7 protein-coding genes are annotated in these 12,672 nt (G+C 65.6%); 4 read left to right on the top strand and 3 right to left on the bottom strand.

Annotation, left to right across the window (positions count from 1 at the left end):
• The first annotated feature begins 40 nt into the window (after positions 1–40).
• The 4 genes from asnB to FRC98_RS18205 all read left to right on the top strand — a co-directional run bounded on the left by asnB (position 41) and on the right by FRC98_RS18205 (position 9,067).
• Complete coding sequence (asnB, locus tag FRC98_RS18225; protein ID WP_146982858.1) at positions 41–1,987, top strand: asparagine synthase (glutamine-hydrolyzing); 1,947 nt, start codon at positions 41–43, stop codon at positions 1,985–1,987.
• A gap of 1,062 nt (positions 1,988–3,049) precedes the next feature.
• A complete protein-coding gene (locus tag FRC98_RS18215; protein WP_230467763.1) occupies positions 3,050–5,614 on the top strand; it encodes a response regulator in 2,565 nt (854 codons plus the stop codon).
• 71 nt (positions 5,615–5,685) lie between these two features.
• Positions 5,686–8,262 carry a response regulator gene (locus tag FRC98_RS18210; protein WP_146982855.1) on the top strand — a complete coding sequence of 859 codons (2,577 nt, stop codon included), beginning with the start codon at positions 5,686–5,688 and terminating at the stop codon, positions 8,260–8,262.
• Positions 8,263–8,371: 109 nt separating this feature from the next.
• Positions 8,372–9,067: a hypothetical protein gene (locus FRC98_RS18205; protein ID WP_146982854.1), complete on the top strand. Its 696-nt coding sequence runs from the start codon at positions 8,372–8,374 to the stop codon at positions 9,065–9,067.
• Positions 9,068–9,299: 232 nt separating this feature from the next.
• Here the strand turns inward: FRC98_RS18205 and FRC98_RS18200 are convergent, their stop codons facing one another.
• The 3 genes from FRC98_RS18200 to FRC98_RS18190 are packed head-to-tail and all read right to left on the bottom strand — an operon-like array spanning position 9,300 to position 12,553.
• Positions 9,300–10,178: an ATP-grasp domain-containing protein gene (locus tag FRC98_RS18200; RefSeq protein WP_146982853.1), complete on the bottom strand. Its 879-nt coding sequence runs from the start codon at positions 10,176–10,178 to the stop codon at positions 9,300–9,302.
• Complete coding sequence (locus tag FRC98_RS18195; RefSeq protein ID WP_146982852.1) at positions 10,175–11,416, bottom strand: NHL repeat-containing protein; 1,242 nt, start codon at positions 11,414–11,416, stop codon at positions 10,175–10,177. Before FRC98_RS18195 ends, FRC98_RS18200 begins: the two co-directional genes overlap by 4 nt.
• 30 nt (positions 11,417–11,446) lie before the next feature.
• Positions 11,447–12,553 carry a TIGR04283 family arsenosugar biosynthesis glycosyltransferase gene (locus tag FRC98_RS18190; protein WP_146982851.1) on the bottom strand — a complete coding sequence of 369 codons (1,107 nt, stop codon included), beginning with the start codon at positions 12,551–12,553 and terminating at the stop codon, positions 11,447–11,449.
• Between the last annotated feature and the right edge of the window lie 119 nt (positions 12,554–12,672).

The raw sequence follows: 12,672 nt of genomic DNA, 5'->3' as shown, positions 1-12,672 counted from the left end.
CCCGCTCTTGCGATGACATCTCTCCAACTTCTGGTTCTTTATGTGCGGCATTGCAGGCTACCTCTCTTTAAAACCGCTGCCCTCCGAAGATCTTCGCTCGCGCATCGAGGCGATGAGCGCCACGCTGCGCCACCGCGGACCTGACAGCGGCGACCTCTGGTGCGAAGAGCGCGCCAACCTCGCTCTGGGTCATCGCCGCCTGGCGATCCTCGATTTGAGCGAAGGCGGCCGCCAGCCCATGCACTCCGCCTGCGGCCGCTACGTGCTCACCTACAACGGCGAAATCTACAACTTTGCCGAGCTGCGCGCCGAGCTCGAAGCCCGGGGAGACAACTTCAAGAGCGACTCCGACACCGAGGTGCTCGTCGCGCTCCTGGCCCGCTACGGGGTCAAAGATGCCCTGCAACGCATCAACGGCATGTTCGCCTTTGCGTTGTGGGACCGCCAGGAGCGCGCCCTCTGGCTGGCCCGCGACCGCGTCGGCCAGAAGCCCCTCTACTATGGGCGCCACGGCCAGAGCTTTCTCTTCGGCTCCGAACTCAAGGCGCTACGCGCCGCCCCGGAATTCAAGGCCACCATCGACCGCCAGTCGCTGGCCTCTCTGATGCGCGTCCGCAACGTGCCCGCCCCCCACGCCATCTACGAAAACACCTTCAAGCTGCCGCCGGGCTGCTTTCTAAAGGTCGACGGCCGCACCCTGGAGGCAGGCGATCCGCAGCCCTACTGGTCCGCCATCGACGTCTTCGAAGAGGGGCAGCGCTCCCCCTTCCAGGGAAGCGCCTCCGAGGCCGCCGATCTGCTGGAGGCGCACATCAAAGACGCCGTGGCCGCCTGCATGGTCTCTGACGTCCCGGTAGGCGCCTTTCTCTCGGGAGGCATCGACTCCTCCACCATCGTGGCGCTGATGCAGACGATCAGCACCCAGCCTGTGCGCACCTTCTCCATCGGCTTCTCCCAACGCAGCCATAACGAGGCCGAGTATGCAAAAAAGGTCGCCGAACATCTGGGCTGCCAGCATACCGAGCTCTACCTCGACGACGCCCAGGCCCTCGACGTCATCGCCGATCTGCCGCGCATCTACGACGAGCCCTTTGCCGACTCCTCGCAGATCCCGACCGTCATCGTCTCCGAGCTGGCACGGCGCCACGTCACCGTCAGCCTCTCCGGCGACGGCGGCGACGAGCTTTTTGGCGGCTACCACCGCTACGCCCTCTTCGAGACCTTCGCCAACACGCGCCGCGCCACCCCATCGCCCCTCTTCAACGCCACCGGCCGCCTGCTCCAGAGCCTCCCGGGCGCCCCGATCGACATCCTCCTGCGCCGCGTCAGCCCCAAACTCGGTGCCCGTCGCCCCGGCGAACGCATCGTCAAACTCGGCGAGTGGATCGCGCAGAGCGGCACCGAGGCTGAAGCCTACCGCCGTCTGATGGATCTGTGGCCCGACGCCCTCAACCCCACCCTGGGAGCCCACCCCCACCCCCGCGCCCCCTGGCCCGAGCACGCCCGCATGAAGCCCCGTCGCCGGGCCATGCTCGACGACACCCTCTGCTACCTCCCCGACGACATCCTCACCAAAGTCGACCGCGCCGCGATGGCCCACAGCCTGGAGACGCGCATCCCCCTGCTCGACCACCGCGTCATCGCGTTCGCCGCCACCCTCCCCCTGAACCTCAGCAGCGGCTCAGGGGGAGGCCCCGGCAAAGCCCTGCTGCGCGAGGTCCTCTCCCGACACGTCCCTCGCGAGCTCTTCGAACGCCCCAAACAGGGCTTTGCCATCCCCCTGCACGAATGGCTGCGCACCGGCCTGCGCGCCTGGGCCGACGACCTTCTGAGCGAAGATCGCCTCCGACGCCAGGGCTTCTTCGCCCCCCAAACCCTCGCCCAACGCTGGCGTGACCACCGCGCCGGCCTCCGCGACGAGTCCGCCCGGCTCTGGCCCGCCCTGATGTTTCAGAGCTGGCTGGCCGACACCCACTCCGAGCGCTGATCCATCTCAGTCGCCGCCGAGTTCGACCGCCCCGCCATCCTGCAACGCTACCTGGCGCTCGTGGACGCGGCGTTGGCCGACTGAACGCCGTCAACGCATACCACGTTAGGGGGTCAAAGCGCGTTCCCTTCCGTCCACGCACACGGTGGGTTCACGTATTTTGGTCAGATGAAGCGCTCAATGGCGATTCTCCCGGCGCCCCATTCCGCCAGAACACGCTGAGATACACGCTACCTTCGTGCCCCCTCTCGATGAACAATGCCCCCGAGCACGCTCCATTCTTTCGCTGGCGACGTTTTAGGCGCCCACGAGCACGCTCCATTCATCCGCTTTCGACATGTTAGGTGTCCACGAGCACGCTCGTTTCTTCCGCTGACGACGTTTTGGGCGCCCGCCGACAGCAGGCGCCGGGGCCGGGAGCCTTACCACCCGATCGAGGACGGGTGCTCGTACGGGTACTCGTACTCGTACTGGTCCGCGTGCTCGTACTCGTACTGGTCCGCGTGCTCGTGCTCGTACTCGTACTGGTTCGCGTGCTCGTACTCGATCTCGTCCCCCCCAACCCGAGTGCATCCAGGGCGGCGATTGGCAAGGAGCCAGGACGAAGCTGTGGCAGCGCCACCGCGAGTCCGCAGCGACGCAGCCAGCGTCGTCCTGGATGCACTCGGCAGGCGCCCCACCTGTTCAGGCCAATACATACCCCCCTTCAGGTACTGCCATCTCCCCGAAAACACGTTACTTTTTTTGACGTCCCCCTCCCCGGCGGCGATAACCGACGTACTATCGTTCCAGCGCTCCCAACACGCGCCACAACCCGCGCACCCCCAAGGGCCCTCACGAATCGACCCACTCCGCATACCCCGGCGCCCCACAACCACCCAACCACCCAACCACCTAACCACACGCGCCCCCCCAAACGCCCTCACGAATCGACCCACCCCGCACACCCCCCAGGCCCCACAACCACCTAACCACACAACCACATAACCACACGCGCACCCCGACCTCCTCCTGATGCGCTCGGCACACACAACCTGGGGCGGATCCCTAAACGAAAAACTTATGAAAAAACTCATCCACTACTTCATCCCCGCCCGCCTCCTCGAAGACGGCGTCGAGCGCCGACTCGCCGAGGCGGCGATCTCCATCATCCTCTTTATGGCCTTCTGGGGGGTCCTTACCGCGATCTTTGCCTACACCGTCATGGACAACCTGACGATGCTGGCGCTGATTGTGGGGGGCTCCTCGATGACCTTTTCGGGGGCCTGGGTGCTCAAGCGCACCGGCCGGCTGGCGTTGACGGGCTATTTTGTGCTTCTGCCCTGCATGCTGCTGATTCTGGCGGTGGCCACGTTCACCGGCGGCCCGATGGCCACCGCGCTGACCTGGCTTATCATCGTGCCCTTGCTCTCGCTGGTGCTGCAGACCAAACGCCACGCCTATGTCTGGATGGGCGTGGTCATGCTGATCTGGACGGCCTTTATCTCCTACGAAAGCTTCGGGCCGGGCTTTGGGCCCTCGATCGCCGGCGGCAGCCCGCTGGGCAACCGCGCGCTGGAGCTTATTGGAGTGGGCTCGATGGTCTTTGGCATTTTTATGTTCAAAGATCGCCTCCAGGACTGGCTGGTGAGCGCGCTCAACCGCCAGCAGGCCCGCACCCGCGCGGTGGTGGAGACGGCGCCCGACGCCATCTTGACGCTGGATGCCCGCGGTCGGGTGCTCGACGCCAACGCCGCGGCCGCCCGCATCTTTGGCACCTCGGAGGCCGCGTTGCAGGGGGAGCCCGTCGCCGCGCTCATCCCCTCGCTGGACGCGAAGAGCCTGGCGCGCCACCGCGCTGACGACGACAACGTCAACCACGAGCACACCGCCCTGCGCCGGGGCCAGGAGTTTCCCCTGGAGCTCGCGTTGGGAAGTTTTGAAGAAGAGGGTGCGCTGCACCACGTGCTCGTGCTGCGCGATATCACCGATCGCAAGGCCGCCCAGCAGGCCCTTCAGCAAGCCCGCGACGAGGCCCTGGACGCCAGCCGCGCCAAGAGCGCGTTTCTGGCCAATATGAGCCACGAGCTTCGCACCCCGCTCAACGCCGTCATCGGCTACTCCGAGATGATTCTTGAGGAGATCGAGCTCACCGGCGACGAGAACCCGGCGGTGCGCGAGGTCGTTGAGCCCTTTGTGCCCGACCTCAACCACATCCGCGGCGCCGGCAAACACCTGCTGGCGGTCATCAACGACATCCTCGATCTCTCAAAGATCGAGGCCGGCAAGATGACCACCCATATCGAGCTCTTCGATCTGGCCGCCCTCCTGCGCGATGTGACCGCCACGGTGCTTCCCCTGGCCCAGAAAAACGGCAACCAGGTCACCCTCGATATGGATGAAGACGCGATCCGTTTCGTGCGCACCGACCCCACCAAGGTGCGCCAGATCGCGTTTAACCTCCTGTCCAACGCCTGCAAATTCACCCACTCCGGCCAGGTCACCGTGGACGTGCGCCCCGACGAGGAGAACCAGCACATCGTCATGGCCGTGCGCGACACCGGCATGGGCATGAGCCCCGAGCAGCTCGCCAGCATCTTTGAGGCCTTCACCCAGGCCGACGCCTCCACCACCCGCGAGTTCGGCGGCACGGGCCTCGGTCTGACCATCACCCGCCACTTTGCGAGCCTGCTGGGCGGCACCATCGAGGTGGAGAGCCAGGTCGGTCAGGGCACGACCTTCACCGTGCGCCTGGCCATGGATCTGGGCAGTGACGACGAGGCTGAGACCCCCTACTCGACCCTTGTCGACTCCTCTCCGGTCGCCCAAGCCACCTTCACCGGCAGCGGCCACACCCTCTCCAACCTCCCGGCCATCGGCGAATCGGGCCTGGTGCTGGTCGTCGACGACGACCCGACGGTACGCGACCTCTTCCGCCGCATCCTGGAGCGCGATGGCTACGAGGTCGTCACCGCCGCCAGCGGCACCGAGGCCCTGCTGCTCGCCGAGCAGCTTCGCCCCGACGCCATTACCCTGGATGTGATGATGCCCCAGATGGACGGCTGGACCGCCCTCTCCCGGCTCAAGGCCCACCCGGAGCTCAGCCAGATCCCGGTCATCATGATCACGATGGTCTCCGAGGCCGCCCGCGGCTACGCGCTGGGCGCCGACCACTACCTGATGAAGCCCGTGGAGCGCGACGCCCTGCTGGAGATCCTGCACGCCTACCGCGACGCCGACCTTCCCGACGAGCACCCCATCCTTATTGTCGAAGACGACGAGCCCACCCGCGCGCTGATGCGCCGCGTGCTTCACAACGAGGGCTGGCAGGTGATCGAGGCCACAAACGGCCTGGAGGGCCTCGAGCGCCTCGAAGATCACAGCCCCCGGCTCATCCTCCTCGACCTGATGATGCCAAAAATGGACGGCTTTGAGTTTCTCCATAAGCTGCGACAGGATGAGGCCCATCGTCATATCCCGGTGGTGGTCGTCACCGCCAAAGAGCTCACCGAAGAGGACCGCACCCGACTTCGCCAGGGCGTTAACGCCATCATCGAGAAGGGCGGAAACGACCGCGATCGCCTCCTCGACGAGCTCCGCCAGATGGTGCGTCGCCACACCCCGCGCCCGGTCGTCGACACGCTCTAAAGGTCCGACCGAGCTTTTTCCATCGCCACGAGCGTTTGCCTGAAGGCGGTGCTCGACCCAGGGCTTGCACTATGTTTCAGAGAGCAGTCGACTATTTCATCCCCGCCGACTTCGGCGGCGGGCAGGACATTGAGAAAAAACGCGCCGAGCTCGCCATCAAGACGGTGATCTTCATGGTGATCTGGGGGCCGATCACCACGATCTTCTCCTACGCCACGCTGCGCTCTCTTCCCATCGCGCTGGCGGTGGTCGCCGCCACCCTCTGCGTGGCCCTGGCCCCCTTCGCGCTGCGCGCCACACGCAACATGAGCGTGGCCGGAAACCTCATCCTCATCCCCTTCTACGCGCTGATCTTAGGCCTGGTCTTTGTCTCGGGGGGCATCAAGGCCGCCGCGCTCAGCTGGATGGCGCTCGTCCCGATGTTCGCCCTCCTCTTCTTCGGCGCGCGCACGGCGATGGGCTGGATGGCGCTCACGCTCATCACCTGGGTGGCGGTCTTCGCCGCCGACATCGGCGGCTTTCCCTTCGGCCGCATCATCGGCGGCGAAAACGACGAGGCCCGCCGCCTCATCGAGATGGTCGGCCTGGGAAGCGTGGTGTTCGCGATGTTCGTCTTCAAAGATCGCCTCCAGGACTGGCTGATCGCCAACGTCAAAGAGCGCGAGGCCGAGACCCGCGCGGTGGTCGAGACCGCCCCCGACCCCATCCTGGCCATCAACGCCAATGGCGAGATCGAGGCCGGAAACCCCGCCAGCGCCCGCATCTTCGGCGTTGACCTGCGCTCGCTCCCCTCCACCCCCATCCAGGACCTGGTCCCCGCCCTCACCGCCACTCGCCTCATCGAGTCGGCGAAATCTGGCGAGTTGCGGGAGGCCACGGAGTTGGAGGGTCGCCGTGGTGGGGAGCTCTTCCCGATCGAGGTCGCGCTGGGCGTGCTGGGTGAGAGCTCACGCGCACGCTACGTCCTGATCCTGCGCGACGTCACCGAGCGCCACGCCTCCCGCCAGGCCCTGGAGCTCGCCCGCGACGAAGCCCTGGAGGCCAACCGCGCCAAGAGCGCCTTTCTGGCCAACATGAGCCACGAGCTGCGCACCCCGCTCAACGCCGTCATCGGCTACTCCGAGATCATTCTTGAGGAGATCGACGCCATCGCCGACGAGGGCGGCCCGGCCGCCGACGCCGTCGACCCCTTCCGACCCGACCTCAAACGCATCCGCTCGGCCGGAAAGCACCTGCTCGCGCTCATCAACGACATCCTCGATCTCTCAAAGATTGAGGCCGGCAAGATGACCACCCACATCGAGCTCTTTGATATCAGCGAGCTCCTGGATGACGTCGCCGCCACCGTCGCCCCCCTGGCGCGGCAGAACTTCAACACCCTGACGATGACCCTCGATCCCGATCTGCGCTACATGCGCTCCGACCCCACGAAGGTGCGCCAGATCGCCTTCAACCTTCTGTCCAACGCCTGCAAATTCACCCGCCAGGGCCAGGTCAAGGTCGACGCCCGCCGCGACCCCGAGAACGACCAGATCGTCATCAGCGTCACCGACACCGGCATCGGCATGGGCCCCGAAGAGCTCAAGCAGATCTTTGAGGCCTTCACCCAGGCCGACACCTCCACCACCCGCGAGTTCGGCGGAACGGGCCTCGGCCTGACCATCACCCGCCATTTCGCGAGCCTGCTGGGCGGCACGATCGAGGTGGAGAGCAAAAAAGATCAGGGCACGACCTTCACCGTACGCCTCTCGGCCGATCTGCGCGCCAACGAGATCCGCCGCGACGAGGCTGAAGACCCTGGCGAGCGCCCCCGCGCCCGCACGCTCTCCACGCCCGGTGAGGCCGGCGAAGCGCTGGCCGAGGCCGGCGTCGACCTCGCCACGGGCGACGTGGTGCTGGTGATCGACGACGACCCCACCGTGCGCGATCTGCTGCGCCGCATGCTCGAGCGCGAGGGTTTTGAGGTGGTCAGCGCCGCCAGCGGCACCGAGGGCCTGCACCTGGCCGCAGAGCTGCAACCGGCCGCCATCACCCTGGATGTGATGATGCCCCAGCTCGACGGCTGGTCCACCCTGGCCCGCCTCAAATCCGACCCGAAGCTCGCAGCGATCCCCGTCATCATGGTCACCATGGTCTCGGAGACCTCCCGCGGCTACGCGCTAGGCGCCGACCACTACCTGATGAAACCCATCGATCGCGACGCCCTGCTGGAGATCCTTCAAAAATACCGCAGCGACGAGCCCAACAGCGAGGCGCCCCGGAGCGAGCGCGTGCTCATCGTCGAAGACGACGAGCCCACCCGCTCGCTCATCCGCCGCGTGCTCGAAAAAGAAGGCTGGCAGGTCGACGAGGCCACAAACGGCCTCGAAGGTCTCGAAACACTCGCCAGCGACCTGCCCCCGGCGCTGATCCTCCTCGACCTGATGATGCCGAAGATGGACGGCTTTGAGTTCCTGCGCCGCGTGCGCGGCGACGATGCCCTCTGCGACGTCCCCGTGGTCGTCATCACCGCCAAAACCCTCACCGACGCCGATCGCGAAGAGCTCTCCCGCGGCGCCCGCGAAATTTTGCCCAAAGGCGGCGACGACGGCGAACTTCTCCTCGAGCAGATCCGCGAGCTGGTACGAAAGGTGCGTGAGCACACCTGATCGCTCAGCCCGCGCAGCCGGCGCTCTGGTTTTTGCCCGCCAGTCGATCTGCTATAGAAGCCGACGCAAGTCCCCTGACTTCGTCGGCTTTTTCTTGAGGATAGTGCCCATGCCCACGACGCCTTCCCCCCTGCTCGCCATCGCGCTGCTCCCGGCCCTCCTGCTCACTGCCGCCTGCGACCAGGCCCCCGACACCCCCCAGACCGGACCGGCCCCGGCGGCCACCGCCGCCGGCGCCAACGACACCACCGGCCTTCAGGGCGGAGCGCTCGTCTACAAAAACACCTTCGACGGCCTCGCCCTCGGCGACGAGTGGCAGAGCGGCTACGCCGGCTGGCAGATCGAGGAAGGAAAGCTGCAGATCGCCGGCGCCAAAAACGACGCCCTCTGGCTGCAAACGCCCCTTCCCGAAAATTTTCGCGTGAGCTTTGAAGCCACAGCGCTCTCGGAGGTGGGCGACCTCAAGTTCGAGATCCTCGGCGACGGCCAGACCCACGAGAGCGGCTACATCGGCATCTTTGGCGGCTGGAACAACAGCCTCAACATCATCGCCCGGCTCGACGAACACGGCGACGACCGCCTCGTCGGCGCCCCCGGCCAGAAGGTCGAACCCGAGCGCACCTACACCTTCGCCATCGTGCGCACCGACAACCGCCTGCGCTGGTTCGTCGACGGCAAACCCTTCCTCACCTACGCCGACGAAGATCCCCTCAAAGGCGACGGCCACCGCCATTTTGCCTTCAACAACTGGCAGGCCCCGGCCACCTTCGACAACCTCGAAGTCTACGATCTGGGCGCAGAGTAAGTTCGGCGCGGGGGCACCCAAAACGGCTGCCCCCCTGCACCCCACCAAACGCTCTCACGAACCTCCCCACACCGCACCGCCAACCCCTGTGCCCCACCAGCCCCACACACAAATCGACCCACATCGCGAACCCCGGCGCCCCTCAACCACCTAACCTCATAACCACCTAACCACAAAAAGCGCCCCACCAGCCCCACACAAACCTCCCCACACCGCGAACCCCCCAAGCGTTCTAACCCAACCGCCTCTTCACCCCCTCCACATACCGCCCCAACGCCGCCGGACACAGGTTGAAAAATAGCGACGGCTCCACCAGCTCCAACTCCGCCACCATCGGCGCTCCGTCTGCACCCCGCACCAGATCCACCCGCGCGTAGAGCAGACCTTCGCCCCCCACCGCCTTGAGCGCCCGCTCCCCAACCTCGCGCTCCGCCGCCTCGACCGGATGCGGCCCGCTCACCGACTCATCCTGCCCGGCAAAACGCGGCGACTTGCGCACGCTATGCGTGAGCTCCCCATCGATGAAAATCAGCGAGCGTTCCCCGTAGGTGTCCACGCTCTCGATGTAGGGCTGCACCAATACATCTTCGGCAGCCACCAGCGCCCCGACCACCTCCTCGTCGATCGCCCCGGCCTCCATCACATGCGTCTGGTACGAGCCGGCCGAGACCGCCGGCTTGACCACGATCTTACGCCAGCCCTGATCCTCACAGATCTCCCCGGCTTTTAAACACGAGCCCCGCTCGATCATCGCCGTAGGCACCGCCGCCACCCCCCGCAGCGCCAGCGTGAGCAGGTAGCGTTTGTGGGTGTTCCACAAAACCACCTCCGCCGGATTGAGCAGCTGACTGCGCTCCCCGACAGCCTGCGCCCAGGCCACAAAGGCATCGCGTCGACGGTGGTAATCCCAGGTCGAGCGAATCACCGTCAGGCTGCTCTCCCCCCAGTCCACGCTCGCGTCATCCCAGACCACCCGGCGGGCCCGCAGGCCTGCCAGCTCAAGCGCCGCCATGAGAGGGGCCATGTCGGCGTCGGGCTCCGGAAGCTCGGCGCAGGTCACCACCTGCACATCCCACTCCCGGAGCCCCGCCCCGCGTCGATCGTCGATCACAGCAGGATTTCCACGCGGTAGAGCTTCCCTTCGCTCTGATGCACAAAGTAGAGGTTGCCATCGACCGGACTGACCTCAACGCCCGCCAGCGCCCCGGCGCCCAGGCCCGTGTCCAGCTCCCGCAGATGCTCCCCATCGAGCGTAAACGCGTGCAGCTTGCCGGTGGCCTGATCGCTGACAAACATCACGCCCTCATGCAGCGCAAGCCCGCTGGGCTGCTCCAGAAGGCCCGCCGGCACGATCTCCTCAAGCTCGGCGCCCTCCATATGGTCGTACACCTCAATGCCGTCGTAGTTCGGCAGGGTGATCGGATCGCCCATATCCCCGGCGTCGATATTCAGGCGCACGATGCGGCTGTTACCGGTATCGGCCACATAAAGAAGACGCGTCTCCTTATCGAGCTCCATATGGCTGGGCACATTCTCCACCCGGCTCAGCTCGCCATTGACATAACGAAGCACCTTGCCGTCGGTATGGTCGGCCTCACCCACGCCGTGATCCTCACCGAAGTCGGTGCGATCCAGCGATCCGTGCATCCCGTTAAACACCCAGTAGACGTTATCGACCTCATGGGCGATCCCCATCCCGTAGGGCGCGTTATGCAGCATGTCGAAGTGCGAGCCGTTGAGCCCGGGATCCGGCTCTTCCCCGTAGATATCGAGGTCGGCCGACCAGAGCACCGGTCCCATAAAGTCGGCCTGACTGCCGAGGAAGTTCGCCGTGCGCTCTTCGCCCACCGTCGCCCAGAAGCCGTTATCGCCAAAGGCCATCGCCGGCGGACGACGCATAAAGTGCCAGGCGTTCGGGTCGACCTTGACGATCACCTCCTGGTCCGCGGTGCCAAAGTTCTTGATCGTCGTCGTCGATCCCTCCAGCGCTCCACAGCCCGCAGCGGTGGCGTTGCCCTCTTCGCAGGGCTCGCCGCTCTCATGCTCCCGACGAAGCAGCCAGAGCTCATTCTCCTCGGCCGGATTAAACGCCAGGTCGGTAAGCTCCATGGAGCGCTCCGTGGCATACACCTCTTCCAGAATCACCGACCCCGGCGTCCCGTCGCCCACCCCGATCTGGTAGCCCTGGGGCAGCGCCTCACAGGTCTGCTCCGGCGCACACCAGGGGGTCTCCCCGCCACAATCGGCAGAACTCTCACACTCAGCCTGGCTCCCCTCGCCACAACCCACAGCCAGCATCATCGACGCCGCCCCGAAAAGGGTCAGCTCCTTCAAACTTGCAACTCGCACATGTACTCCTGAACAAACCAGATGTTGTCTTCACATCGTCGGCGCTTTCCTCTCAGCGGTCTCGGAGGAACACCGTCCATAACCAACCGTCGCCGCACGGCGACGAGCCTTCAAAGGCGCGGGGCTGCGTGACTTCGACGCGCACTCTACGCCAGCACCACCCTCCCGACAAACACTGCCCTCGCCAGCCACGCAGCGCGTCCAGGCGTCGGTCAGCGGCGTCGGACCATGCGGCGCCGGCCACAACCACACATCGATCCCAAAAGGGACCTGCCAGAGGTTGTGCCAACCCAACGTCTTCAACCCCTCGATTCTTCCCCGGATCGTCTCGCGATCGCCCGCCAACAACGCCTCCCCGAAGGTTTTAGCGAGCCTCAAAAACCGCAAACGCCCGGCCCGATGCTGCGGCGCATACACCCCTTCCTCGTCGGCCAGAAAGGCCTCCAGCCCCACCGCCTCCGCCATCATGATCAGGGTCATCGTCGCGTAACGCGCCCTCACGCCCTCCACCTCAAAACGCCGCGTCGATGTCCGCACATAGCCCCCCAGCGTCACTCGCCGACCCCCCATCCTCTCCAGCGCCGCAACAAAACGCTGATCTTCCAAAAACCCCAGCCCCTCCTCAAATCCCCCCACCGCCTCAAAGGTCTCCCGGCGCATCAACATCCCCTGATCCCCGTGGGTGGTGAGCGCCCGATTCAACGCCGACTTACGCTCCAGCAGCCGATAAAACCTCCCCCGCTCCTCCCTCCCCTTCCCCTCAAACCTGAGCGAAAAATGCCCCACCACACGCTCCGATACACCTCTTTGCTCCTCCCACCTCATCCGCTCCAGGGCGTCCCTCACAAGATCCGGATCCCCCGGGACGCTGTCCGCATGCAAAAACAACAACCACTTCCCCTCACTCTCCTTTGCCCCCGCGTTCATCTGCACCCCTCGCCCCGCCCGACCCACCTCCACAACCCGGGCCCCTGCCTTACGCGCAACCTCCGGCGTCCCGTCACCCGAGCCCCCGTCGGCCACCACCACCTCCAGCCGCACCCCGCGCTGCGCCCGCAACCCCTCCAGAAGTCGCCCGATACGCCCCTCTTCCTCCAGGGTGGGGATGACCACGCTCAGCTCATACGTCTCGTTCACATCTTCGCCGTTTCACGTGAAACACCTTCAAGATCAACACCTTATCACGCCATGCACACCCTGACCCACAAACGCCCTGGCGTCTTCTCTTCCGCTCACGCACCGCGACACCATGCTCG

It is taken from the genome of Lujinxingia vulgaris, assembly GCF_007997015.1.
GTDB lineage: Bacteria > Myxococcota_A > Bradymonadia > Bradymonadales > Bradymonadaceae > Lujinxingia > Lujinxingia vulgaris.
The sequence above is the reverse complement of the archived record's forward strand: the minus strand, read 5'-3'. Positions and strand labels throughout refer to the sequence as shown.